Raw genomic sequence first — 23,917 nt, forward strand, 5'->3', positions numbered from 1 at the left:
GCGTCAAACCGCCTCAAGCGCATAGCCCGCCGAACGCACGGTCCGCACCGGATCGGGCGCGCCATCGATCTCGATCCCCTTGCGCAGGCGGCGGATGTGGACATCGACCGTGCGCAGTTCGATCTCGCTCTCGGTGCCCCAAACCGCATCGAGCAGCTGCCCGCGGCTGAACACGCGGCCGGGGTGTTCCATGAAGAACTTGAGCAGCCGGAATTCCGTTGGGCCAAGCTGAACCACCTGGCCGCGCCGGGTTACCTTGTGGGCGGTGGCGTCAAGCGAGAGATCGCCCACGCTGATCGTTTCGCCGGCCAGGGCAGGTCGAATCCGGCGCATGATCGCGCCGACGCGGGCAATCAGCTCGCGCGGAGAAAAGGGCTTGGTCAGGTAATCGTCCGCCCCGGTTTCGAGCCCGCGGATCTTGTCATCTTCGGCCCCGCGCGCGGTCAACATGATGATCGGCACGTGGGCCGTGGCCTTGTCGCGGCGCAGGCGGCGGCAGACCTCGATCCCGCTGGTCCCTTCGACCATCCAGTCGAGCACGACGAGGTCGGGTGCTTCCTCCTGGGCAAGCAGCAGGGCTTCATCGCCATCGGGGGTGACGGACACGGCATAGCCTTCCGCAGTGAAGCGGAATTCCAGCAGTTCCGCCAGCGCCGGATCGTCTTCGACCAGCAGCAGGCGTGGTTTGCTCATGTCAGGCTCCTGCCAGGTCTTCCCGGTCGGTCAGATAGGCGCCAGTCGCCGCATAGTGGACCATTTCGGCCACATTGGTCGCATGGTCGCCGATCCGCTCGATATTGCGGGCGACAAACAGCAGTTCAGCGGCGCTGCTGATCGATGACGGGTTTTCGATCATGTGGCTGACGAGGTTGCGGAAAATCGAGTTGTAGAAGGCATCGACCTTGTCATCGCGTTCCACGATCTCCGCTGCCAGCGCGGCATCGCGCGCGGCAAAGGCGGTCATCACATCGTGGACCATCTCGCCCGCGACCTCGGCCATCGCCGGGATCAGAGTCAGGGGCTCGAACTTCTTGCGGCCCTCGATCTTGTCGGTGCTCTTGGCTATGTTCTTGGCATAGTCGCCGATGCGTTCGACCACGCCGGCGATCTTCAGCGCGGCGATCACTTCGCGCAGGTCATCGGCCATCGGTGCACGCAGGGCGATCACGCGGATGGCCAGACGGTCGACTTCGGCTTCAAGGGCATCAATCCGCTTGTCACGGGCAATCACGCCCTTGGCCAGCTCACTGTTGCCCTTGACCAGGGCTTCCATTGCCTCGGCCAACGAGACTTCGGCCAGGCCGCCCATTTCGGCGATCAGGCCGCGCAGCCGAGTGATGTCCTCGTCGAAGGCCTTTACGGTGTGTTCCTGTGCCATCAGCCGTACCGTCCTGTGATGTAATCCTTGGTCCGCTCTTCGCGGGGATTGGTGAAGATATCGCTGGTCTTGCCGTATTCCACCATCTTGCCGAGGTGGAAGAAGGCGGTGCGCTGCGAGACGCGCGCGGCCTGCTGCATCGAGTGGGTGACGATAACGATGGCGTAACGACCCTTGAGCTCGTGGATCAGCTCCTCGATGCGGGCCGTGGCGATCGGATCGAGCGCCGAGCAGGGCTCGTCCATCAGGATTACCTCGGGATCAACCGCGATTGCGCGGGCAATGCACAGGCGCTGCTGCTGGCCGCCCGATAGGGCTGTGCCGCTTTCGGTCAGACGGTCCTTCACCTCTTCCCACAGGCCGGCGCGCTTGAGCGATTTCTCGACGATGCCGTCCAGATCGGCCTTGCTCCCGGCCAGGCCATGGATGCGCGGCCCATAGGCGATGTTCTCATAGATCGATTTGGGGAAGGGGTTGGGCTTCTGGAATACCATGCCAACCCGCGCGCGCAGCTGCACCACGTCCATGCCGGACTTGTAGATGTCTTCGCCGTCGAGCGTGATTTCGCCTTCGACGCGGGCGCCGGCGATCGTGTCATTCATCCGGTTGAGCGCGCGCAGGAAGGTCGACTTGCCGCAGCCCGACGGTCCAATGAAGGCCGTGACATATTCGGTCGGGATGTCGATCGACACCTCATCGATTGCGCGCTTGTCCCCATAGTAAATGGAGACGTCGCGCGCACTGATCTTGGCGTTCACGGGATCAAGGGAGTGGGTCGTGGTCATTACCAGCGTTTCTCGAAACGGTTGCGAAGGTAGATGGCGAGGCCGTTCATCACCAGCAGGAAGGCCAGCAGGACGATGATCGCGGCGGAAGTGCGTTCGACGAAGCCACGATCAATCTCGTCGGACCAGAGGAAGATCTGGACCGGAAGGACCGAAGCCGGCGAGGTAAAGCCTTCGGGCGGGGTGGCGACAAAGGCACGCATCCCGATCATCAGCAGCGGCGCGGTTTCACCCAGCGCGCGAGCCATGCCGATGATCGTACCGGTGAGGATGCCAGGCAGCGCCAGCGGCAGCACGTGGTGGAATACGGTCTGGACGCGGCTGGCTCCGACTGCCAGCGCAGCGTCACGGATCGAGGGCGGCACCGCCTTGATCGCGTTGCGACCGGAGATAACGATCACCGGCATGGTCATCAGCGCCAGGGTCATCCCCCCGATCAGCGGGGCCGAGCGGTAATTGGGGAAGATCCAGAGGAACACCGCCAGACCAAGCAGGCCGAAGATGATTGAAGGCACGGCTGCCAGATTGTTGATCGAAACCTCGATCACTTCGGTCCAGCGGTTCTTGGGGGCGTATTCCTCAAGATAGACTGCTGCCAGTACGCCGACCGGGAAGGCCAGAGCGAGCGTGATCAGCATGGTCAGCATCGAGCCCTTGAGCGCCCCCCAAATGCCGACGGCCTGTGGGCCAGTCGCGTCGGCGCGGCTCAGGAAGCCGGGATCCCAGGCCTGGGCCAGCTTGCCTTCAGACTGAAGCTTGGCGGCGATCGTCTTGAGGCTTTCCGACGCGCCATCGCCGCGCAGCGCCGAGGCGAGATCGTCGCTGGCGGGCAGCTCGGCTTCCACCGTGCCGCGTAGCAGTTGCGGATCGGCGGCAATTCGCTTGGCCAGCTCGCGCCAGGCCTGCGGATCGACTTCCGCAGCCGCTTCGGCACCAAGAGCCTTGGTGGCGGCCATTGCGACAATGTCGGGCAGGCCAGCCGCTTCCAGCTGCGCAATCGCATTGTCGGCAGACAGGCTGGCCGGATCGACCGTCATTCCGCTGGCCGCGAGATCGACCGGGAAGCGCAGCTCGGCGCGCTTGAACCCGCCGACCGCGTTGGCGGTCATCGTGACGAGCAGGAAGGCCAGGACCAGGGCCGAAAACACCACGGCGGCCAGTCCGAGCATGCGGAACCGGCGCTCAGCCGCGTAGCGGGCCTTCAGGCGGGCGGAGGAGACGTTACTCATAAGCTTCGCGGAACCGCTTGACGACGCGCAGGGCGATAAAGTTGAGGGCGAGAGTGACGCAAAACAGCACGAACCCCAGGGCAAAGGCCGAAAGGGTCGCGGGGTGATCGAAGCTGCCTTCGCCGGTCAGCATGGCGACGATTTGGAAGGTCACCGTGGTCATCGTCTCGAACGGGTTGGCGGTCAACCGCGCGGTCGCACCCGCGGCCATGACAACGATCATAGTCTCGCCGATCGCGCGGCTGACGGCCAGCATGACGCCGGCAACGATGCCCGGGAGCGCAGCCGGGATCAGCACCTTCTTGATCGTTTCAGAGGTGGTCGCACCCATGGCCAGGCTGCCATCGCGCATCGCCTGCGGCACGGCGGCGATGCTGTCATCGGCCATCGAGGAAACGAAAGGAATAATCATGATGCCCATGACCAGGCCTGCCGCCATGGCGCTCTCGCTCGAGGCGCTGGCGATGCCGATGCCTTGCGCCGCGTCGCGCACCAGCGGGGCGACGGTCAGCGCGGCGAAATAGCCGTAGACCACAGTCGGGACCCCAGCGAGGATCTCGAGCAGCGGCTTCATCCACTTGCGGACATTGGCGCTGGCATATTGCGTCAGGTATATTGCGCTCATCAGGCCAAGGGGAATGGCCACGATCATGGCAATGATAGCGCCGATAAAGATTGTGCCCCAGAACAGCGGAATGGCGCCATAGTTCTCGCCCAGGTTGGGACCCGGTGCCGCCATTGGGTCTGGGCCCCAGTGCGTGCCAAGCAGGAATTCGGCCGGGCTGACAAAGCCGAAGAAGCGGATCGTCTCAAACAGCAGCGAGGCGACAATGCCGAACGTGGTCAGGATGGCGACCAGCGAGGCCAGCAACAGACCGAGCATCACCGCACGTTCGACCCGGGTCCGGGCGGTAAAATCCGGGCGCAGCTTGAGGAAGGCATAAGCGCCGCCTGCAAAGCCCAGCAGCAGGGTAACGGCCAGGCCGATTGTTCCGAACTGGCGAATGGCGCTGGCAAAAGGCTCGACCAGTGCGTTCGCGGCGGGGTTGAAGGCTGCAGCCGCCGATCCGGAAGCCGTGGCATAAGCCTCGGCAATGATCGCATCGCGTTCGACGCCGAACGCTGGCAGGCTGGCGGCAGCGGGGTTGGATAGCGCTTGCGTGACAATCAGATTGGGGCTGATCGCCGCCCAGACCGCAGCAAAGGCTATGGCTGGCACGACGGCCCACAGGGCAACGTACCAGCCATGATAATTGGGAAGTGAATGCAGCGGCGCGCGGGTCCCCGGCGGGGCCGCGCGCTTAAAGGTCCAGGCTTTCGAACGTGCCGCCAGCCATGCAATCAAGCCCAGCCCAATGGCGAGCAGGAGAGGAATGGCTGGCGACATCGTTCGTACTGGTCCCTGTTGTAACGGCTTACTTGAGGCCGCTGGCATCCATGACGGTCAGGTCACTGGCAACCTTGGCATTCTTGGCCTGCACGTCATCCGGCGAGACAACCATGCCCTGGCGCGCGAGCAGACCGCCCTTGCTCCAGTTCTTGGCCCATTCGGCAACGAATTCCTTCAGGCCCTTGATGGCGCTGACGTGGGCGGCCTTGACGTAGATGTAAAGCGGCCGCGCACCCGGATAGCTGAAGTCCGAAATCGAGGCATAGGTCGGGTCGACACCGTTCATCGGCGAGCCCTTCAGCTTGTCGGCGTTTTCCTCAAGGTAGGAGAAGCCGAACACGCCCAGCGCCTTGGGATTGGCTTCCAGCTTCTGGACGATCAGGTTGTCGTTCTCGCCCGCGTCGACATAGGCCCCGTCGTTGCGCACTTCGGTGCAGATCTTCTCGTGCTTTTCCTTGTCGCTGTCCTTAAGCGCCTTCATCGCCGGATCGGTGTCGCAGCCCTTCATCAGGACCAGCTCCTTAAGCGCATCGCGCGTGCCCGAAGTCGACGGCGGGCCATAGACCAGGATCGGAATCGCCGGCAGGGCGGGGTTCACGTCGGCCCAGGTCTTGGCAGTGTTGGGCTTGCCGAACGGGTTGGCGGCCAGCGCCTCGTAGACATCGGCCTGGGTCAGCTTGATGTCAGGGCCATTCTTGGCTTCGGCGAAGGCGATCCCGTCAAGGCCGACCTGGACTTCGATGATGTCCTTCACGCCGTTCTTCTGGCAGTCTTCAAACTCCGACTTCTTCATCCGGCGCGAGGCGTTGACGATGTCGGGATGCTGCACGCCGACACCGGCGCAGAACAGCTTCATCCCGGCGCCCGTGCCGGTCGATTCGATGATTGGCGACTTGATCTCGGCGTTCGACTTGGCGAGCGAGTCCGAAATCGCCTTGGCAAAGGGATAGACGGTCGAGGAACCAACAGCACGGATCTGGTCACGCGAAGTGGACTGGGTGCCACAGGCGGCCAGCAGGGTGGCAGCACCGGCGGCGATAAGCAGCTTGGTCTTGTTCATGGAATCAACCTCCGATCAGCATGATCCAGAGCGCTCTGGAGTAGTTCCATGACAAGTTTATGACAACGCCGCCGGCTCGGTTTTCGGTAGCGAAACAGCGACCCGCGTTCCTTCGCCGAGGGTGCTGGTAATGTCCAGCTTCCCGCGGTGACGCTCCACAATATGCTTGACGATCGCCAGCCCCAGACCGGTGCCGCCCGATGCGCGGCTGCGGCCCGGATCGGTGCGATAAAAGCGCCGGGTCAGGTGCGGCAAGTGCTCGGGTGCGATACCTGGACCGTGGTCGGTTACGATCAGCTCAATCGTGTTCGCTTGCTGTGCTGCCACGCTCACTTCGACCGGCGAATCTGCGCCGCCATACTTAAGCGCGTTGTCGATCAGGTTGCGGAGCAGCTGTTCTAGCTGGGTCGCATCGCCCGCCACCACCGCGCCGTCCGCAGCAGCGACGAGCTTGACCTGTTCCTTACCGCGCAGCGAGGCGACCTCTCCCACCACGCGGGCGGCGAGCTTGCCCAGATCGAGCGGTTCGGTGGGGTGATCGTGCTTTTCGGCCTCGGCATGGCTCAGCGAGAGCAGGTCTTCGACCAGCGAGAGCATCCGCCGTGCTTCGCGCAGGACAATGCTTAGGAACCGCTTTTGCGCCTCGGCATCGACCGCCGGGCCGCCTTCCTCCAGCGTTTCGACATAGCCGATGATCGAGGCGAGCGGCGTGCGCAGTTCGTGGCTGGCATTGGCGACGAAATCGGTATGGGCGCGGCTGACATCCGCCTCGGTGGTGCGGTCGGCCAGCTCGATCAACCAGCGCTGCTTGTCGATCTGGCGACGGGTCAGCTGCCACAGGCTGCGGGTGCCGGTGAAACCGGGGATGGTGACGCTATCACCATCGCCCATGTCGAGCAGTCGCATGGCATCTGGATGGCGCAGGCCGATTCGCGCGTCCTGACCCTGAACATGGGCCCCGAGCGCGGCGCGGGCGGCGGCATTGGCCATGACAATCCGCGTGCCTTCCAGCACCAGCAACGGCGCACCAAGCGATTCGATCGCTTCGCGCACGGCATCGCGCGTAACCACGGCCTTGTCGACGCGGGCTTCAGCCACTTCGGGTTCGGGTAGGGTCAGCCACAGCGAACCGCCCCAGATCAGCAGCACGGCAGCCACCAGCCACAGGCTCACGCCGGCGACGGCAAGTCCGAACGCGCCAAGTGCGGCAAGGAACAATCCTGGGAGCGGGAGCTTGCCGGTCATGCGGGTGGGATGATTAGTCTGTCCGGGCAAGCCATGCCAGCAGCGTTTTGCGCTGGCACCTGCCGGAAGCTGGTGGTGACCCCTACGGGACTCGAACCCGTGTTTCAGCCGTGAAAGGGCCGCGTCCTAGACCGCTAGACGAAGGGGCCAAACCGGCTTGAGGCCGTCAGGCAGGCCGGGCGTTTAGGGAAGCCGGGGGAGAGGGTCAAGCCGCTTTTTGCAAGAATATTTCAATCGGCCCAGGCGGCATCGTCAACATGCAATTCTGCGGCCGGACGGCTACCCCAGTCGTCGATCTTGGCCCGGCCAGCGAGCCAGAAACGCCGGCCTTGTGCGCGGTTGAGCAGCGCCTGGCCAAGCTCGGTCTCGGCCTGACGGAAGGCGACCGCCTTGAAACTCGCGCCGTCGTCGCCTCGCACGATAAGCCGGACATGGTCCTTGCCGACAAGATCGGCTTTGATCAGCCGCACGGGACCGACCGCTACCCGTGGTCCCGGCCAGCCCATGCCATAGGGGCCGGCGCTTTCCAGCGTCTCGACCAGCGGCGGCACCAGCCCGCCGGGTGCAACCGCAAGGTCGAGTTGCAGCGATTGGCCGGCCTGGGCTGCAACAACGGCTGCACCAAGCCGCTCGTCGAGGAACTCAGCCAGGGCGCTCAGCCGCGCAGGATCGACAGTCAGCCCCGCCGCCATGGCATGGCCGCCGCCAGCGACCAGCAGTCCGGCCTCGCGCGCGGCGATGATCGCAGCGCCCAGGTCCACCCCGGCGATTGATCGGCCCGAACCTTTGCCGTGGCCATGCTCATCTGCGTCGAGTGCGATGACGATGGCGGGACGGCCCGACTTTTCCTTGATCCGCCCAGCGACAATTCCGATCACCCCCGGGTGCCAACCGGAACCGGCCAGCAGCACGACCGCGCGATTGTGCTGGCTTTCGAGCTGGGCCTCTGCTGCTTCCTGCACCGCCGCCTCGATCGCGCGGCGTTCCTCGTTAAGCTGTGAGAGCTGGGCGGCGATGGCACGGGCCTCGTCTGGGTCTTCCGTGGTCAATAGGCGCACGCCAAGCGTTGCCTCGCCAACGCGCCCTCCGGCATTGATGCGCGGCCCGAGTGCAAAGCCCAGATCGCTGCAGGTTGGGGCCCGGTTGAGACGGCTGGCGTCAATCAGCGCGGCCATGCCAACATTCTCGCGCCGCGCCATGACTTTCAGCCCCTGGGCGACCATCGCCCGGTTGAGGCCATGGAGTGCAGCAACATCGGCCACGGTCCCCAGCGCAACGAGATCGAGCAGCGAGAACAGGTCCGGTTCAGGCCGGCTCTCGAAGTAGCCGCGCTGGCGCAACAGACGAACGGTCGCTACCGCCAGCAGGAAAGCGACGCCGACTGCAGCGAGATGGCCATGCGCGGCGGCGAGTTCGTCCTCGTCAAGCCGGTTGGGGTTCACCAGAGCCAGTGCGCGGGGCAGTTCGGGCGCGCATTTGTGGTGATCGACCACGATTACGTCGATCCCGGCGGTCTGCGCCATTTCGAGCGCTTCATAGGCCATGGCCCCGCAATCGACTGTGACGATCAGGCTTGAGCCTTCCTCGCCGAGCCGGACCAGGGCTTCGCCCGAGGGGCCATAGCCTTCAAGCAAGCGGTCGGGGATATAATAGCGTGCTGGGTGGCCAAGCATCCGCAGCAGCCGGATCAGCAACGCGGCGCTTGTCGCGCCATCGACGTCATAGTCGCCAAAGACGGTCAGCGTTTCGTTTGTCAGCACTGCTCTGGCGAGCCGTTCGGCCGCCAGGTCCATGTCGCGGAAGATTGAGGGGTCGGGCAGAAAGGCGCGAAGCGAGGGGTTGCGGTGGCGCTCGACATCATCCTGCGGCACGCCGCGAGCCAGCAGAAGCTGGGTGACCAGATCGTGATCGAGCGAGGCGGGGCTCGTCGAAAGATCCATGTTGCCACCGCGCCAGCGCCAGGCGCGCCCGGTCAGTGAACGCTCGATACCGAGAATGGAGGAGGGGGCAGCGGCCATCGCATTCCGGCTACCCGAACCGGTCCGCGCTGAGAAGGGGCGAGGTGCTGCTTTTCACGGCTTTGCAGCGACGCTGCGCTGGGCCATGATTGCGCGATGCTGGCAATCATCTGGCACAGCCGCACTGGCGCCGCCCGCGCTTTGGCCGAAGCTGCCTTCACAGCGGCGGAGGGGCGCGCCGTTCTGCTTCCCGCCGAGCGGGCCAGGCCCGACGATCTTTTGGCGGCGCAAGGCTATCTCTTCGCCTTTCCCGAGAATCTCGGCAGCATGACCGGGGCGATGAAAGAGTTCTTCGATCGCAGCTACTACCCGCTGCTGGGGCAGATCGAGGGGCGGGCATACGCCTCCATTATCGCAGCAGGCAGCGACGGCCATGGTGCCCAGGCCCAACTTGACCGGATCGTGACCGGCTGGCGGTTGCGGCGGGTGGCTGAACGGCTGATTGTCAATCTGGCTGCGCAGACGCCCGAGGCGATCCTTGCACCAAAAGTCGTTCCGACCGCCGCATTGGAGAGCGCTGCCGATCTTGGCGCCGCGCTCGCGGAAGGATTGGCCAGCGGTGTCTTTTGATGGGCTAGATTTGGTGCTTGCTCCAACTATTCGGTCCAAACCCGACGCAACTTGCCCGCAGGGACTCGACTAAGCGCTGTTAAAAATGCGAGACATTCCGAAAGTTTACGAGGACCGGCGATCGATATGGTCGAGATCAGTCAGGGCTGGGGGGCAGCGCCACGGTTGTGCTTTGTCTTTGCGCCCGGTTCCCGGCCCGACCTCGCCGCGTTGGATGCGCTTGCCGTCTCGCCATCCGACACTGCCAGCGGCTCCTCGGCTGCCACAAGCTTTTCCTTAAGCCATCGCAGCCCGGATGGCACCTGGGCGGAACTGTTGCTGCATGGGCTGACGTTCGATTGCACTGGCCTTGCACCGGGTGATGGCGATGCCCAACCGCCGGCGGGTCCGCCGGTTGGCCTGCGCTCGATGCCGGCCGGTGAAGTTATCAGCCTTGCGCCAGCACCGCATCTGGCGGGTGGGGCGGGGCTGATCCCGGTCCTGCAAGTTATTGCCGAGCTGGGAGCCAACTTGGCCGCACTCTCTGGGGTCCTGGCCGTGACATGGACCCCGGCAGGATCATGGGTGGCGCCGGACCTGTTCCGCCGCGCGATCGCGGTTTGGCTTGATGGCGGCGCCTTTCCTGGCCTGATCCTGACGGCGCTGGAGCAGAAGGCCAACGGAGCGATTGCCTCGCGCGGGCTGCAGCTTCTGATCGGCCAGGAACTGTATTTTGAGCCTGACAAGCGCCTGCCCGCCGCCACTTTGGCCCGGCTGGCGGTACGGCTGATCCACGAACTGGTCCAAATTGGCCCCTTGCAGCGAGAGCGCGACTTCACGGGTCCGGGGGGGGAGCGCCTGCTGGCCGTCCCCGTGCGCGACGGGACCGAGCTACGTATTCTGGTCAGCGGCCTGGATAGCGAGCAATAATGCCGCACGGCAGGGGCGATCGGACCTGGTTGCCGTTCCGCGCCGTCAATCGTCGTGATTTGCCTAGCTTCGATCCCGGATTGCAGCGCCACCATCTTTTGCCCCGGCAGTTGCTTCGCCAGGATGGCACGGCCAACCTGCTGCGCGCGATCGGACGGGATCGACTGCGGTTTGAGGATTTTCGTCACAATGGCCTGCTGCTGCCGGCAACCGATCAAGCTGCGCTGCGGATCGGTCTGCCGCTCCACCGTGGGCCGCACCGCACCTATAATGAACTGGTCAGCGAGCGGGTTGGACAGATCGAAGCCAGCTGGGCCCGCACCCGCCCGCAGACGCCGGAAGCAGCAGTTATCGATGCCTTGGGCCGGCTCGAACTGCTGCAACGCGCCCTGCGGCGGCGTTTGCTTGATCAAAGGCGGCGCCTGCTGCTCAGCCGCAAGGACCCGCTAGGGAGCGGTATTGACTTTGCTGAACTGGATGCCCTGGTGGATGACCTGTGGCCTGCGACTGACCTCAGCGGGCCATAGGATCAGGCGAGCGCCATCCGGGCCTTTTCGGCCAGTTCGGCGCGGGCGCGGTTGTATTCGCTTTCCATCCGATCAACCCGGTCAGCCACGCTTTCGACAGCCTTGACCGCGTTGATCCCCTGGCCGGAGCCCCAGATGTCCTTCCATGCCTTGGCTTCGGTATTGCCGCCCGAACCGAAGTTCATCTTGCTCGGATCGCTCTGCGGCAGATTGTCCGGATCAAGGCCAGCAGCGACGATCGAGGGGCGCAGGTAATTGCCGTGTACCCCGGTGAAGAGGTTCGAATAGACAATGTCGTCAGCGCGGCCTTCGACGATGCTGTTCTTGTAGCCGTCAACCGCATTGGCTTCCTTGGTGGCGATCCACGGTGTGCCGATATAGGCGAAGTCCGCGCCCATGGCCTGCGCCGCGAGGATCGAATGGCCGCAGGCGATCGAGCCCGAAAGTGCCACAAGGCCATCGAACCACTCGCGGATTTCTTGCATCAGCGCGAAGGGTGACAATGTGCCGGCATGGCCGCCCGCACCTGCGGCGACCGGGATCAGGCCATCGGCACCCTTCTCGATTGCCTTGCGGGCAAAGCGATCGTTGATCACATCGTGCAGCACGATCCCGCCCCAGGCGTGAACCGCGTTGTTGATGTCCTCGCGCGCACCGAGCGAGGTTATGGTCATCGGCACCTGCCACTTGGCGCAGACTTCCATGTCTTCCTCAAGCCGGTTGTTGGTCTTGTGGACGATCTGGTTGACGGCATAGGGCGCGGCCGGGCGATCCGGGTTGTCACGGTTGTGCGCGGCCAGTTCCTCGGTGATGCGGTGCAGCCACTCATCCAGCATACCCGAGGGGCGGGCGTTGAGCGCCGGAAAGCTGCCGATGATCCCGGCTTTGCACTGGGCAATCACCAGTTCGGGGCCCGAAACGATGAACAGCGGCGAACCGATGACGGGCAGGCGCAGGCGGTCAAACGGGGCGGGCAGCGGCATGGGTGGCATTCTCCGATAGCTTAATCGTACGGTTAAAGACGCTCATAGCAGAGGCCAAGCCACTGTCGAGAGGGGGAACCCTGCCAAAACTAGGAGCGCAAAATGATGCGCTTGGCATCTTGCCGCCACAATCGCGGGCTATTCCGGTCTGCTCATGGGGACGATCATTGCATTGGGGCGCGATGGCGCGCACAATTTCTCGAAAGCGGCGGCAGAGCGGCTGCATCTGATCACTGGTTTCGGCGTTGAGGGCGATGCCCACGCGGGGATTACAGTGAAACACCGTTCACGGGTGGCCAAGGATCCGCACCTGCCAAACCTGCGCCAGGTTCACCTGATCCACACCGAACTGCTCGAAGAACTGGCCGGCAAGGGGTTCCAGGTCGCGCCAGGTCAGCTGGGCGAGAATGTGACCACACGAGGAATTGGCTTGCTGCAACTATCGGTCGGCACGCGTCTGCGGCTCGGTCCGGATGCGGTCATTGAAGTGACGGGCCTGCGCAACCCCTGCCATCAGATCAACGGGATTGCCCTCGGTTTGATGGACGCCGTGCTTGACCGTGCGGCCGATGGCAGCCTTATCCGCAAGTGCGGGATCATGGCGATCGTGGTGGCGAGCGGCATGGTTTCAGTTGGGGATGTCGTCGCCCTGGAACACGTGCCGGCCGACCATGTGCGGCTGGGCGTAGTCTAGAAGGCGGGCCCCAGCGCGGGGTCGAGATCGCGCGGGCGGGTCAGGTGGACCAGGCGCGCGCAGCGATCGCGCAGGTCGGCCCAGCGGTCGATGTCCAGCTCAAGCACGGCATAACAGGCAGTGGGAAACTTTTCCTCGACCGCGTCGCGCAGCGAGCTGGTGCCATCGTCCGGGACCAGGTCAAAAATCAGGTCTTCCAGCCCAGGGTTGTGTCCGACCATCAGGATCGCGGACGGATCGTCATCCTGCTCACGCAGCACGTCAGCCAGGGTGACGCTGCTGGCGAGGTAAATGCGGCGGTCCCAATTGACCTTCACTGGCTGTCCGCTGGCGTGGCAGGCAAGTTCAATCGTTTCGGCGCAGCGGATCGCGGGAGAGGACAGAACCCGGTTCCATTGCACCCCATGATCGCGAATGTGCCTTCCCATTATGGCGGCACCGGCGCGCCCACGCTCATTCAGCGGCCGGTCGAAATCGCGCGCGCGCGGATCGCCCCAGTCGGACTTGGCATGGCGGAACAGACCGAGGATTTTCACGCAGGGCTCTCGTTAGGAATGGTGCGCCCAGAAACACCGGTGCCGACGCGTTGTAAAGCCTCGTCCAAAGTCACCCGTGTAATCGGAGTGCCGCCCGGAAAGGCCGAGAGCAGGCGCGAAGGAAAGGCCGAGGAGAGCACAACAAAATGGCCGCGGTCTTCCTTGCTGCGGATCAGCCGGCCAAAGGCCTGGGCCAGGCGCGCGCGGATGATCTGGTCGTCATAGGCCGATCCGCCCCCCGCCAGCCGCCGCGCGCGGTGCAGGATCGAAGGCTTGGGCCAGGGCACCTGTTCCATCACCACCAGTCGCAGCGAATGGCCGGGCACATCGACCCCGTCACGCAGGGCATCGGTGCCCAGCAGCGAGGAGCGCGGATCGTCACGGAAGATATCGACCAGCGTGCCAGTATCGATTGGATCGACGTGCTGGGCATAAAGCGGCAGGCCGGTGCGGGCGAGCCGGTCGGCAATCCGGCCATGGACCGCGCGCAACCGTCGGATCGCGGTGAACAGGCCAAGGACACCGCCGCCTGAGGCCTCGATCAGACGGCCATAGGCTCCGGCCAGCGCAGCGACATCGCCCTTGGCTACGTCGGTCACGATCAGCACTTCGGCCTGACCAGCGTAGTCAAACGGGCTGTCAAAGCTGGACAGGCGTGGAGCAATTTCGAGCGAAGCCGCGCCGCTGCGAGCAATTGCGGTGTCCCAATCCGGCCCGTCGCGCAGGGTGGCGGAAGTGATCATGACCCCGTGCGCACCTTCGAGCACGGTGCGGGCGAACGGCTTCATTGGATCGAGCCAGCGGCGGTGGATGCCGACGTCAAATTCGCGCGCCTCGCTGCGTTCCACCGCCAGCCAGTCGACGAATTCGGGATCGGCCGGACCGCCGAGCCGGTCGAGCAGGGCCTCCCAGGCCGCAAGCAGGTCGATCCGCCAAGACAGGGAATGACGCGCCCCTTCGATCCGGGCGCGGCCCGCGCCGTCGAGCCAGTCGGGCGGCTCCGCCAGGATCGCCTCCAGCCGCACACCGAGCCGGACCAGCGGCACCCGCAGTTCGGCCAGAGCTTCCTGTGCCGCCTGGGCACGCTCGACGAAAGCGCCATCGAGTTGCGCCGCCTCGGTCTCGAGGCCATAGCCAGCGTCCTGTCCGCCGCTTTCGTCGCGGGCATAGACGGTAGCGCGCACTGCGGCGAGCAGCTCTTCAAGCGGTCCTGACGGCGCATTCTCCCCCAGACGCTGGAGCCAGCCATCGCCGGGAAGGGCTTCGGCGGCATAGCGGGCGGCGGCAATGGCCTTGCCCCCGGCCTCATCATAGCTGGCAACATCGGCAAGGCGAGCGGACAGACCGCGCCGCCGCCCCTTGGAGCCGCGTTCCGGGCCGATCACCCATCGGCGCAATTCGATTGTCTCGGCACCGGTCAGCGCGGCGGCGAAGGTAGAATCCGCCGCTTCGAACACGTGATGGCCTTCGTCAAAGACCAGCCGGGTCGGGCGTTGGGCGTGGTCGCGGCCGCGCGCGGCGTTGACCATGACCAGCGCGTGGTTGGCGATCACGAGGTCAGCTTGCGCTGAGGCGCGGGCGGCGCGTTCGATGAAGCATTTCCGGTAATGCGGACAGCCGGCATAGACGCATTCACCGCGCTGGTCGGTCAGCGCCTTGATCCCGCGCTGACGGAACAGGGTGCCAAGCCAGCCGGGTAGGTCCCCGCCGATCATGTCGCCGTCCTGGCTATAGGCTGCCCAGCGCGCTACGAGTTGCGCCAGGATCGCCGCGCGACCGGCAAAACCGCCCTGCAAGGCGTCTTCGAGATTCAGCAAGCACAGGTAGTTTTCGCGGCCCTTGCGCACGACAACGGGCTGAGTGCCATTGCCGTGCTGCGCGGGCCAGGCGCGCCGGCTTTCGCGGCGGAGCTGGCGTTGCAGCGCCTTGGTATAGGTCGAAACCCAGACCGTCCCCCCCGATTGCTCGGCCCATAGCGAGGCAGGGGCGAGATAGCCCAGGGTTTTGCCAATCCCGGTCCCGGCCTGGGCCAGGACCAAGTGCGGCAGTCCCTCGCGGCGGCGCGGGGCGAACACCTCGCCGGCCTCGCGGGCATAAGCGGCCTGGGCAGGACGGGCTTCAGCCCCGCTACCGGTGAGCTGGCCCAGCCGCTGGGTGATAGCTTCTTGCGGGAGCGAGACCTGCGCTGGCTGGGGGCGTTCTGGCGCCTCCTCCCACTCTGGCAGGCGTGCGAAGAGCCAGCGTTCGGCCTTGGCCGGGGCATCCAGCCGCGCTGCCAGCAAGGGCGCCCAGGGCCAGCGCAGCCGGGTCAGGTTCTGGAGCGCGCTCCACGCGCCTTCGCGTTCTGGCCAGGCCGGGTCGGCACAAGTGGAAAGCAAGGCTTCGGCCGCGACCTGGAGCAGGGCGGGGACAGCGTCGTCGCTGGTCGGCTCGGGCAGGTCCAATGCATGGGCCAAGCCCTTGGGGGTCGGCACCACGAATCGCGCCGGGTGGACAAAGGCAAACAGCTCCAGCAGGTCGAGGCCGGACAGGTCGGGATAGCCCAGCCGCGTCGCCACGAGCGGGGCATTGAGCAACAGCAGCGGCGTGTCGGCCGCGGCGATGATCGCCTCGCCCTTGCCGGTCGCACGGGTGTTGCCATAGCCGTCGCGCAGCCAGCAGCCGGAATGGCTGGCGTGAATCGCGGGCAAAGGCAGAGCGGCCGTCACCCGATCTTGCTAGAACGAAAATGGAACGTGGAAAAGCCAGAGCAGCGCCTCAGCGGCTGAAAAGTCGCTCCCACCAGGGCTGGTCGCTCTCCATTGGCCGCAGCGGGCCGAAGATCATGCGACGCCGCACCGGATCAAGGTTGCGGGGAGTGTGGAGTGGCAGATGCTGAAAGCGCGAACGGCTAGGCAAGTTGAGCATAGCAAAAGCCCCATTTGTTGCCGCGGGATAACGCGGCAGCGCCGCCGTAGTTCCCGTTGACCCCGCGAGGCGCGCAGTCCAGCTATGCCGCCATGTCGAATCCATCGCGTGACGCTCTGATCGCCCGCCTGCCCAAGGCCGAGCTCCACCTCCATATCGAAGGTTCGCTCGAGCCTGAATTGCTGTTCGCTTTGGCCCAGCGCAACGGGGTGTCGATCCCTTTTGCCTCGGTCGAGGCTGTGCGGGCGGCCTATTCCTTTTCGAACCTGCAGGACTTCCTCGACATCTACTATCAGGGGATGTCTGTACTGCAGACCGAACAGGACTTCTATGACCTGACCTGGGCCTATCTGGAGCGGGCGGCCACAGATACGGTCCGCCATGTCGAAATCTTCTTCGATCCGCAGGGGCACACTGAGCGCGGTTTAGCTTTCGAGACCGTGCTGGACGGCATCGAGCGGGCGCTGAGGGACGGTGAGGTAAAGCTGGGGATCAGTTACCGGCTGATCATGTGCTTTCTGCGCCACTTGAGCGAGGACGCGGCCTTTGCCACGCTTGATCAGGCAATGCCGCACATCGATCGCATTCACGGCGTTGGGCTGGACTCGTCCGAGGTTGGCCATCCGCCGAGCAAGTTCCAAAAGGTCTTTGCCAAGGCGCGCGAACTCGGCCTTCACGTCACGGCGCATGCCGGGGAAGAAGGCCCTCCTGAATATGTCCATGAGGCCCTGGACCTGCTGCAGGTAGAGCGGATCGACCATGGCAACCGCGCGCTGGAGGATGCGGCGCTGGTCCGGCGGATCGCGGACGAAGGCCTGACGCTGACGGTTTGCCCGCTGTCCAACTTGCGGCTCTGCGTGATCAAGGACATCGGCCAAAGCCCAGTGCGCAAGATGCTCGACCTTGGCCTTAAGGCGACGGTCAATTCGGACGATCCGGCCTATTTCGGTGGCTACATCAACGACAATTTCCGGGCGATTGCCGATGCGCTGGACCTGTCGGAGGCCGAGATCGTCAAGCTGGCCGAGAACAGCTTTACCGGCTCGTTCCTGCCAATGGCCGATCAGATCCAGCACCTGGCTGAAATAACCGAGGTGGCCGGTGGTTGATAAGGTTTACCTCACCGCCGACCGGCTGCTGGAAGACAGCTTTGCCCTGGCCAACCAGGTGATCGATTCGGGCTTCGTGCCGACCCATATCGTCGGGATCTGGCGGGGCGGGGCACCGGTTGGCATCGCAGTGCAGGAACTGCTGGCCTATCGCGGCGTGGAAACGGATCACATCGCGATCCGCACGGCCAGCTATTCAGGGATCGACAAGCAAGACAAGGAAGTGCGGGTCTATGCCCTGGGCTATCTGATCGACGTGCTCGACCCCGAGAACCGGCTGCTGGTGATCGATGACGTGTTCGACACGGGCCGCTCGGTCGAGGCCTTCCTCAAGGAATTGAAAACCCGGTGCCGGCACAACATGCCCGAAACGGTCAGGATCGCGACGGTCTATTATAAACCCAGCCGCAACCAGACCTCGCTGAAGCCCGATTACTTCGTCCATGAAACGGAGGAATGGCTGGTCTTCCCGCACGAGATCTGCGGTTTGACCGAAGCGGAAATCCGCGCTCACAAGCCGGGTGCGAGCATCATTCTTCGCGAAGGCTGATGGTCAGTTCGCGCGCCAGACCGTTTCGCCTTCCTTCACCGTTTCGAGCACCTTGATCGCCCGGATCTGGTCAACTGGGGTGGTAAGCGGGTTGCGATCCAGCACCACAAAGTCCGCAAGCAGACCCGCCTTGATCCGCCCGCGCCGGTCTTCTTCGAAGACCTGCCAGGCCGGTCCTGTGGTCAGCGCCTGAAGTGCCTGAAAGGCATTTTCGCGCTGGCCATCGCCACTGACCACGCCGCTGCGCGAGGTTCGGGCCATCGCACTCCACATCTGCGCGCGGGTATCAAGCGGTGTGACCGGATAGTCCGAGTGGTTTGACGGGATCAGCCCGGCGGCGCGGCTGGCGGTGAAGGGGCTGATGAAATCGACCACCTCATCCGGAAAATTTCGCCGGTGGGTATCCGCGAAGTAGAAGGTATGGTTGGAAAAATAGGTGGGGCCGACCCCGATCCGGACATAGGCCGGGATCTGGTCGGGCCGCATGAATTGCGAATGGATCACGACTGGACGGCGATTGTCGGCAGCCTTGATCCCCAGCGCATCGAAGCCGCGGATCGCCATGTCGATCGCCGCATCGCCATTGGCGTGGACGAAGATCTGCCAGCCGCGTTCATGGACCTTGCGGGCCAGGGCCTGGAAGGCAGCATCGCTGGTCACCGGCTGGCCATGCCATGGATGCTGGCCATCGGGTGATCCCAGTGCATAGTCACGGGTAAAAAAGGCAGTGCGCGCCTGTGGCGAGCCGTCCAGCGTGAACTTTATGCCTTGCAACTTGACCCGCCCAAACCGCGCGCCTGGGGTCATGGCCGGGTTCTCCAGCACGGCATCGATCCCGGTCATGGCGAAGGGCAGCAGCGCCAGATCGATCTTCAGCATTGCTTGGGCCGCTGGAGACGTAAGGAAGGCCAGATCGACTGGGTTGGTTGCCCCGTCCTGCGCCCAAGTGAAGCCTTCGCGGGCATAGCGCATCTGGACCCCGTCAAGTGCGGCAAGTCGGGCCTCGTTGCTCGGCTGCGGGAGCACGGCCGACATCGGCAGCATGGCCTTTTCGAACAGCAGGCCGGTCAGCCTGCCCTTTTCATCGCTGGGCATGACTCCGCCAGCGGGCGGCTTCATGCCATCGCGCAGCTTTGCCGCCTTTAGCGCGGCGCTGTTAGCGACGAGACCGTGGAGCGAGATATGCAGCAGCACGACCTTGCGATCGGGCATAATGCCATCCAGTTCGGCGCGCGTAACATGGCGGCGTTCGGCCAATTGCGCATCGTCATAGCGCCAGACCACGACCCAGCCACCCTTCGGCACTTTGGCGCCATAAGCCTTGACCGCGGCGAGAAGCTTGCTGACGGACGCAGTATCGCCAATCGCCGGATCTGCCAGATCGAGACCGCCTGCTGTCTGGAGCCCGATCGCGAAGTGCGAATGCGCATCGACAAAGCCTGGCAACAGCGTCGCGCCGTTGAGATCGCGCGTCCTGGCATCCTTGCCGGCCGCTTCTCGCGCGCCAAGTTCGGGGCCGACGAAGACGATCTTGCCATCGCGTTCGACCACGGCCTCGGCCGTTGCGGGTGTTTCGCCGTCCATTGTGATGATCGTGCCGCCGCGCCACAGCGTGGCACTTGCATCCTTCGCCGTTGCCGGCGCGGTCAGCACCAGACAGGCTGCCGCCAGCCATCCCGCAATTCGCATTGTTGCCCCTCCCGTCCTCTTGGGGCCGGACTTTCGGGCCGCAGATCGCCCGATGCAAGCGGCAATCGCGCCTTGCAACGCGCGCTCTTTGGCGCGAAAGGGCCGCATCATGACCGACGAAGCACTCCTTTCCGCCGCACAGGTATCCAAGGCTTGGCCCTTTGAAGAAGCGCGCAAGCTGCTGAAGCGGTATCCGGATGGGAAACCCGATGGCACGCCCGTGTTGTTTGAGACGGGCTATGGTCCATCGGGCCTGCCGCATATCGGCACTTTTCAGGAGGTGCTCCGCACCACGCTGGTCCGCCGTGCCTATGAAACGCTGACGGGCGGCGCGCCGACGCGGCTGGTTGCCTTCAGCGATGACATGGACGGCTTGCGCAAGGTGCCGGACAATATCGAGAACAAGGGCCTGCTGGCTGCCTACCTTGGCCACCCGCTGACCCGCATTCCCGATCCCTTTGGCAAGTATGAAAGCTTCGCCCACCACAACAACGCTATGCTGCGGGAATTCCTCGATCAGTTCGGCTTCGAGTATGAGTTCGTCTCGGCCAGCGATCGCTACAATTCGGGCCAGTTCGACGATGCCCTGCGCGGCGTTCTGCGGGGCTGGCAGGCGATCATGGACATCATGCTGCCGACCCTGCGCGAGGAGCGCCGCCAGACCTATTCACCGGTCCTGCCAGTAAGCCCCAAGACTGGACAAGTGCTGCAGGTGCCGGTCGAGGTCGTCGATGCCGAAGCGGGCCTGGTCCGCTTCGAAGATCACGGCGAGATAGTCGAAAGCTGCATCTTGGGCGGCAATTCCAAGCTGCAGTGGAAGGTCGACTGGGCGATGCGCTGGGTCGCGCTGGGCGTCGATTACGAGATGTGCGGCAAGGACCTGACCGATTCCGTGCGCGAAAGCGGCAAGATCGCCCGCGCGCTGGGCGGCCGCGCGCCGGAGGGCATGATCTACGAACTGTTCCTTGATGAGAACGGCGAAAAGATCTCCAAGTCCAAGGGCAATGGCCTGACGATCGAGCAGTGGTTGACCTATGGCAGCGAAGAGAGCCTCGGTTTTTACCTGTTCCGCGATCCCAAGAGCGCCAAGAGCCTCCACGTCGGCATTATCCCCCGCGCGGTCGACGAATACTGGCAATTCCGCGAAAAGCTGGCCGAGCAGCCGGTCGAGCAGCAACTCGGCAACCCGGTCTGGCACCTGCTGCGCGCCAATGGCGATGCGGGCGGGGCGGGTGACAAGCTGCCGGTGACCTATGGCCTGCTGCTGAACCTGGTTGGCGTGCTGGGCGCTGGAGCGACGCGGGAACAGGTCTGGTCCTATCTTGGCAACTATGTCGAGAATGCCGATCCGGCGGCGCACCCGCAGCTCGATAAGCTGGTCACCAATGCGCTGGCCTATAACCGCGATTTCATCGCCCCGACGCTGCAGCGCCGCAAACCTGAGGGCAATGAAGCCCAGGCGCTGGCCGCGCTCGACGAGGAACTGGCTGCCACCAGCGATGATGCCACGGCGGAAGAGCTACAGAACCTGGTCTACGAAATCGGCAAGGACCCGCATTACGGGTTCGAGCAGCTGCGCGACTGGTTCAAGTGCCTTTACGAAACCCTGCTTGGCTCAAGCCAGGGGCCGCGCATGGGCAGCTTCATCGCGCTCTACGGCATCGCCAACACCCGCAAACTGATTGCCGAGGCGCTTAGCTAGGTCGGCGGAATCAGGGTCGGGTTTCGACCAGTCTGGCGCAGCCTGATGGGAGCCAATCGCATCGACCCTGGTTGCCGAATTCAGCCCCGTGAACTTTCGTCGATCCAACGCCGGATCTTTGCTTCAAGCACAGGCAAGGGCAGCACTCCGCTACCCAGAACCTGTTCGTGGAAGGCCTTGAGGTCGAAACGTGGGCCAAGCGCCGTCTCGGCCTCGCGCCGCAGCCGCTGAATCGTCAAGGCCCCGATCTTGTAGCTCAGCGCCTGGCCGGGATTGGCAATGTAGCGATCGACCTCAGCCTCGGCATCGCTGCGGCCCATGCCGGAATTGGCGAGCATGTAGGCAACGGCTTGGCTGCGGCTCCAGCCCTTGGCGTGAAGGCCGGTGTCCACGACCAGCCGCATTGCCCGGAGCATCTCGTCATCGAGCGTGCCCCAGTGCTGCAATTGATCCTTGTAGAGGCCCATCTCGTAACCCAGCGTTTCGGCATAGAGTGCCCAGCCTTCAACATAGGCGGCGTTATCACCAAAGCGCTGGAAATCCGGCAAGGACTGGTCCTGCTGGGCAAGGCTGGTCTGGAAGTGGTGCCCGGGAATACCTTCATGCAGGTAGAGTGTGGTGACGCCAGAACGGAACCGGCTTTCGAGGTCATAGGTGTTGAAATAGAACGTTCCGGGCCGCCGCCCGTCTGCAGAGCCGAGCGAATAGGAACCACCGGCCTCGAACTTGCCGCGCGAGGCGGGATAGGCGGCGATGGTCATCTGGCCGCGCGGCTGCCGGGTGAAGAAGCGCGGCAGCTGCGCATCGACCGCGCGGGCTACGGCCGCGTAACCTTCAGCCAGCTCCTCGGCGGTCTTGGGGTGAAAGCGCGGATCGGTGCGGATGTGGTTGAAAAAGGCGGACAGGGTGCCCTTGAACCCGAGGGCTGCCTTTACCTGCTCCATCTCGGCCTGGATCCGGATCACTTCGCTCAAGCCCAGGGCGTGCACGGTGCCTGGTTCAAGCGGCAGCGTGGTGTGGCGCAAGATCAGCCGCCGATAAAGCCCGGCGCCGCCCTTCATCGCGGCCAGGCCCGGTTCTGCGCGGGCTGCCGGAAGGTATTCCTCGGCCAGGAACTGGCGCAGGCGGCGGTAGGCGGGCAGCACGTCACCGCGCACGGTTTCCAGCCAGTCCGCGCGGATCAGCGCTTGCCGGGCGGAAGGGATTGTCTCGGGCATTTCCACCAACGGGGCAGCAAAGACCGAGTCTTCCGCTGGCTGCGCAAGAATCTCGTCAAGCTGGGCGATCATGTTGGCCGTGGTCAGACGGGTCTCCACCACGTCGCTGTCCACGCCTTGACGAAAACGCACGACGGCGCGGTCAAGCACGACAGGAAAGGCGCGCAGCAACGCCAGGTTGCGGCGGTACTCCCGCTCATCGCGGTAAGGCAGGCTGCCGCCCGGTCCGATCAGCGCCGGGAAATCCTCATGCAAGCCGCCAAAGTGGTTGAACGGTCGCACCGCAGTGAGCGCGAGGATATCCGGTGAGAGCCAGCCCAGCGCCTCACGCGTTTCCAGCTGAAAGGCATCATAGGAGAGTTGCCGCTCAGGACTCAATCCGGCGCGGTTGATCCGACCGATCAGCGCGAGTTCGCGGCGCAGCTCGGCGCGCCTGGCGGCGTCAAGTTCATCGCTGAACAGCCGCTGGAGTTGCGCCGGATTGCTATTGTCGCCGCGCGCGACGGCACCAAGCGGATCAAGCGCTTCCTGCGCGCGGGCGAAGGAGTTGAGCAAGGCCAGCAGCCGTGCGTCCTCATCCTGCCGTGCCCCCGCGATTGGGACAGACGGGATCGGCTGGGCAGCGGCTGGGGCCAGCAGCCCGGCCGTCACCAGCGCCAGCAAGAGCGCGCGTGTCAGCCCCATTTGCGGGTACGATACCACTTGGTGATGATGTATTTGGTGCCCTTGATCACCGGAGTACCGGCGTGGAGTGTGTCCTGGTTGAGCGATCCGTCCGGAGTGCTGTTGTTCCAGACGATGAGCGCCCCGCGCTGGGGCGGGATCGAGACGCCGATCCTGGGAAAATCGGTCGTCCCGCCTTCCTCGACATCATTGAGATAGATCATCGCCGTGATTGCGCGCTGACCACCGCGCTTGGCTTCGATCTTCCAATAGGGGGCCTTGGTCCAGAACCAATCCTGGTGGGCCTTGAATTCCTGCCCCGGGGCGTAGCGTTGCCCCTGCATGGTTTCGCCAAACTCGTGTGGCAGGCCCAGCAGGTCGTCGATCCGTCGTTCGATCATCTTCACGAAGGGATCGTCGCGTTCGACATCGCCGGAATAGGACGTACGCCAGGTGTTATTAGCATAGCCATGGTCGAGCACGGCAGAAGGCTTGGCGGTGCGATCGACCATCGAAATAAGCTGTTCGCACTCGGAAGGGCTGACAAACTCTGACAGGGCCCAGATTTCGGCCCGTTCAACCGGCACTTTATGCACCGCAGGGTCGGCCTCCAGCCGGCGGCGGACATGTGCGCCCGTGCGCATCAGCGCCACCTTGTCGGGGTTGGGGCAGGGGGGATATTCCATGCTGTCCTGCCTATCGTCGCGCCGCGCGCCAGGGCAAGCAAAAGCTGCTTGCAGCCGCGCCTGGCTTGCG

The 23,917-nt window shown here is 64.3% G+C and carries 21 protein-coding genes and 1 tRNA gene; 7 read left to right on the forward strand and 15 right to left on the reverse strand.

What is annotated here, in order from left to right:
- Positions 1-3: 3 nt before the first annotated feature.
- The 9 genes from phoB to recJ form a co-directional block, all read right to left on the reverse strand.
- Positions 4-693 carry a phosphate regulon transcriptional regulator PhoB gene (gene phoB, locus FRF71_RS12085; RefSeq protein ID WP_147090889.1) on the reverse strand — a complete coding sequence of 230 codons (690 nt, stop codon included), beginning with the start codon at positions 691-693 and terminating at the stop codon, positions 4-6.
- A 1-nt stretch (position 694) separates the two neighbouring features.
- Positions 695-1,378 (reverse strand): phosphate signaling complex protein PhoU, encoded by a 684-nt coding sequence (phoU, locus tag FRF71_RS12090; protein WP_147090890.1) that lies wholly within the window; start codon positions 1,376-1,378, stop codon positions 695-697.
- Positions 1,378-2,163, reverse strand: a complete 786-nt coding sequence (gene pstB, locus FRF71_RS12095) for a phosphate ABC transporter ATP-binding protein PstB (protein ID WP_147090891.1) — start codon at positions 2,161-2,163, stop codon at positions 1,378-1,380. The genes phoU and pstB overlap by 1 nt, the downstream gene beginning before the upstream one ends.
- Positions 2,163-3,392, reverse strand: coding sequence for a phosphate ABC transporter permease PstA (pstA, locus tag FRF71_RS12100; protein ID WP_147090892.1), 1,230 nt, complete (start codon positions 3,390-3,392; stop codon positions 2,163-2,165). The genes pstB and pstA overlap by 1 nt, the downstream gene beginning before the upstream one ends.
- Complete coding sequence (gene pstC, locus FRF71_RS12105) at positions 3,385-4,779, reverse strand: phosphate ABC transporter permease subunit PstC (protein WP_147090893.1); 1,395 nt, start codon at positions 4,777-4,779, stop codon at positions 3,385-3,387. The genes pstA and pstC overlap by 8 nt, the downstream gene beginning before the upstream one ends.
- A 28-nt stretch (positions 4,780-4,807) precedes the next feature.
- The gene (locus FRF71_RS12110) at positions 4,808-5,842 is read right to left on the reverse strand and encodes a substrate-binding domain-containing protein (protein ID WP_147090894.1); all 1,035 of its coding nucleotides are present in this window, start codon (positions 5,840-5,842) and stop codon (positions 4,808-4,810) included.
- Between the two features lie 57 nt (positions 5,843-5,899).
- Entirely contained in the window at positions 5,900-7,087 is a 1,188-nt protein-coding gene (locus tag FRF71_RS12115) for a sensor histidine kinase (RefSeq protein ID WP_147090895.1), read from the reverse strand.
- A 73-nt stretch (positions 7,088-7,160) separates the two neighbouring features.
- Positions 7,161-7,236, reverse strand: a tRNA-Glu gene (locus FRF71_RS12120).
- 81 nt (positions 7,237-7,317) lie between these two features.
- Complete coding sequence (recJ, locus tag FRF71_RS12125) at positions 7,318-9,105, reverse strand: single-stranded-DNA-specific exonuclease RecJ (protein ID WP_147090896.1); 1,788 nt, start codon at positions 9,103-9,105, stop codon at positions 7,318-7,320.
- Between the two features lie 96 nt (positions 9,106-9,201).
- Between recJ and FRF71_RS12130 the strand changes: the two genes are divergently transcribed.
- The 3 genes from FRF71_RS12130 (at position 9,202) to FRF71_RS12140 (ending at position 11,111) form a co-directional block, all read left to right on the forward strand.
- The gene (locus FRF71_RS12130) at positions 9,202-9,675 is read left to right on the forward strand and encodes a flavodoxin family protein (RefSeq protein ID WP_147090897.1); all 474 of its coding nucleotides are present in this window, start codon (positions 9,202-9,204) and stop codon (positions 9,673-9,675) included.
- Positions 9,676-9,801: 126 nt separating this feature from the next.
- Complete coding sequence (locus FRF71_RS12135; protein ID WP_147090898.1) at positions 9,802-10,584, forward strand: hypothetical protein; 783 nt, start codon at positions 9,802-9,804, stop codon at positions 10,582-10,584.
- Positions 10,584-11,111 (forward strand): AHH domain-containing protein, encoded by a 528-nt coding sequence (locus FRF71_RS12140; RefSeq protein ID WP_147090899.1) that lies wholly within the window; start codon positions 10,584-10,586, stop codon positions 11,109-11,111. Before FRF71_RS12135 ends, FRF71_RS12140 begins: the two co-directional genes overlap by 1 nt.
- Before the next feature lie 2 nt (positions 11,112-11,113).
- Here FRF71_RS12140 and FRF71_RS12145 read toward each other — a convergent pair whose 3' ends face one another.
- Positions 11,114-12,094: an NAD(P)H-dependent flavin oxidoreductase gene (locus FRF71_RS12145; protein ID WP_147090900.1), complete on the reverse strand. Its 981-nt coding sequence runs from the start codon at positions 12,092-12,094 to the stop codon at positions 11,114-11,116.
- Between the two features lie 154 nt (positions 12,095-12,248).
- Between FRF71_RS12145 and FRF71_RS12150 the strand changes: the two genes are divergently transcribed.
- Complete coding sequence (locus tag FRF71_RS12150; RefSeq protein ID WP_147090901.1) at positions 12,249-12,788, forward strand: MOSC domain-containing protein; 540 nt, start codon at positions 12,249-12,251, stop codon at positions 12,786-12,788.
- Here the strand turns inward: FRF71_RS12150 and FRF71_RS12155 are convergent.
- Entirely contained in the window at positions 12,785-13,324 is a 540-nt protein-coding gene (locus FRF71_RS12155; RefSeq protein ID WP_147090902.1) for a SixA phosphatase family protein, read from the reverse strand. The two genes, FRF71_RS12150 and FRF71_RS12155, sit on opposite strands and share 4 nt — an antisense overlap.
- Positions 13,321-16,032, reverse strand: a complete 2,712-nt coding sequence (locus FRF71_RS12160) for an ATP-dependent DNA helicase (protein WP_147090903.1) — start codon at positions 16,030-16,032, stop codon at positions 13,321-13,323. The genes FRF71_RS12155 and FRF71_RS12160 overlap by 4 nt, the downstream gene beginning before the upstream one ends.
- A gap of 291 nt (positions 16,033-16,323) precedes the next feature.
- On the opposite strand from FRF71_RS12160, the gene FRF71_RS12165 reads away from it, so the two are divergent.
- Together FRF71_RS12165 and FRF71_RS12170 are read left to right on the forward strand one after the other, a co-directional pair.
- Positions 16,324-17,340 (forward strand): adenosine deaminase, encoded by a 1,017-nt coding sequence (locus tag FRF71_RS12165; RefSeq protein WP_147090904.1) that lies wholly within the window; start codon positions 16,324-16,326, stop codon positions 17,338-17,340.
- Positions 17,333-17,890, forward strand: a complete 558-nt coding sequence (locus FRF71_RS12170) for a phosphoribosyltransferase (protein ID WP_147090905.1) — start codon at positions 17,333-17,335, stop codon at positions 17,888-17,890. The genes FRF71_RS12165 and FRF71_RS12170 overlap by 8 nt, the downstream gene beginning before the upstream one ends.
- 3 nt (positions 17,891-17,893) lie before the next feature.
- Here the strand turns inward: FRF71_RS12170 and FRF71_RS12175 are convergent, their stop codons facing one another.
- Positions 17,894-19,579: an amidohydrolase gene (locus FRF71_RS12175; RefSeq protein ID WP_161597962.1), complete on the reverse strand. Its 1,686-nt coding sequence runs from the start codon at positions 19,577-19,579 to the stop codon at positions 17,894-17,896.
- A 109-nt stretch (positions 19,580-19,688) separates the two neighbouring features.
- Here FRF71_RS12175 and FRF71_RS12180 point away from each other — a divergent pair, with 109 nt between their 5' ends.
- Positions 19,689-21,281, forward strand: coding sequence for a lysine--tRNA ligase (locus tag FRF71_RS12180; RefSeq protein WP_147090907.1), 1,593 nt, complete (start codon positions 19,689-19,691; stop codon positions 21,279-21,281).
- An 80-nt stretch (positions 21,282-21,361) separates the two neighbouring features.
- Here the strand turns inward: FRF71_RS12180 and FRF71_RS12185 are convergent, their stop codons facing one another.
- Both FRF71_RS12185 and FRF71_RS12190 read right to left on the reverse strand, forming a co-directional pair.
- Positions 21,362-23,182 (reverse strand): DUF885 domain-containing protein, encoded by a 1,821-nt coding sequence (locus FRF71_RS12185; RefSeq protein WP_147090908.1) that lies wholly within the window; start codon positions 23,180-23,182, stop codon positions 21,362-21,364.
- Positions 23,173-23,847, reverse strand: a complete 675-nt coding sequence (locus FRF71_RS12190) for a prolyl hydroxylase family protein (RefSeq protein ID WP_147090909.1) — start codon at positions 23,845-23,847, stop codon at positions 23,173-23,175. The genes FRF71_RS12185 and FRF71_RS12190 overlap by 10 nt, the downstream gene beginning before the upstream one ends.
- Between the last annotated feature and the right edge of the window lie 70 nt (positions 23,848-23,917).

The organism is Novosphingobium ginsenosidimutans (assembly GCF_007954425.1).
Classification (GTDB): Bacteria; Pseudomonadota; Alphaproteobacteria; order Sphingomonadales; family Sphingomonadaceae; genus Novosphingobium; species Novosphingobium ginsenosidimutans.

What these genes read in the sequence shown, in the direction of transcription:
- phoB (WP_147090889.1), bottom strand. Translation starts at nt 693, where the DNA reads ATGAGCAAACCACGCCTGCTGCTGGTCGAAGACGATCCGGCGCTGGCG.
- phoU (WP_147090890.1), bottom strand. Translation starts at nt 1,378, where the DNA reads ATGGCACAGGAACACACCGTAAAGGCCTTCGACGAGGACATCACTCGG.
- pstB (WP_147090891.1), bottom strand. Translation starts at nt 2,163, where the DNA reads ATGACCACGACCCACTCCCTTGATCCCGTGAACGCCAAGATCAGTGCG.
- pstA (WP_147090892.1), bottom strand. Translation starts at nt 3,392, where the DNA reads ATGAGTAACGTCTCCTCCGCCCGCCTGAAGGCCCGCTACGCGGCTGAG.
- pstC (WP_147090893.1), bottom strand. Translation starts at nt 4,779, where the DNA reads ATGTCGCCAGCCATTCCTCTCCTGCTCGCCATTGGGCTGGGCTTGATT.
- FRF71_RS12110 (WP_147090894.1), bottom strand. Translation starts at nt 5,842, where the DNA reads ATGAACAAGACCAAGCTGCTTATCGCCGCCGGTGCTGCCACCCTGCTG.
- FRF71_RS12115 (WP_147090895.1), bottom strand. Translation starts at nt 7,087, where the DNA reads ATGACCGGCAAGCTCCCGCTCCCAGGATTGTTCCTTGCCGCACTTGGC.
- recJ (WP_147090896.1), bottom strand. Translation starts at nt 9,105, where the DNA reads ATGGCCGCTGCCCCCTCCTCCATTCTCGGTATCGAGCGTTCACTGACC.
- FRF71_RS12130 (WP_147090897.1), top strand. Translation starts at nt 9,202, where the DNA reads ATGCTGGCAATCATCTGGCACAGCCGCACTGGCGCCGCCCGCGCTTTG.
- FRF71_RS12135 (WP_147090898.1), top strand. Translation starts at nt 9,802, where the DNA reads ATGGTCGAGATCAGTCAGGGCTGGGGGGCAGCGCCACGGTTGTGCTTT.
- FRF71_RS12140 (WP_147090899.1), top strand. Translation starts at nt 10,584, where the DNA reads ATGCCGCACGGCAGGGGCGATCGGACCTGGTTGCCGTTCCGCGCCGTC.
- FRF71_RS12145 (WP_147090900.1), bottom strand. Translation starts at nt 12,094, where the DNA reads ATGCCGCTGCCCGCCCCGTTTGACCGCCTGCGCCTGCCCGTCATCGGT.
- FRF71_RS12150 (WP_147090901.1), top strand. Translation starts at nt 12,249, where the DNA reads ATGGGGACGATCATTGCATTGGGGCGCGATGGCGCGCACAATTTCTCG.
- FRF71_RS12165 (WP_147090904.1), top strand. Translation starts at nt 16,324, where the DNA reads ATGTCGAATCCATCGCGTGACGCTCTGATCGCCCGCCTGCCCAAGGCC.
- FRF71_RS12175 (WP_161597962.1), bottom strand. Translation starts at nt 19,579, where the DNA reads ATGCGAATTGCGGGATGGCTGGCGGCAGCCTGTCTGGTGCTGACCGCG.
- FRF71_RS12180 (WP_147090907.1), top strand. Translation starts at nt 19,689, where the DNA reads ATGACCGACGAAGCACTCCTTTCCGCCGCACAGGTATCCAAGGCTTGG.
- FRF71_RS12185 (WP_147090908.1), bottom strand. Translation starts at nt 23,182, where the DNA reads ATGGGGCTGACACGCGCGCTCTTGCTGGCGCTGGTGACGGCCGGGCTG.
- FRF71_RS12190 (WP_147090909.1), bottom strand. Translation starts at nt 23,847, where the DNA reads ATGGAATATCCCCCCTGCCCCAACCCCGACAAGGTGGCGCTGATGCGC.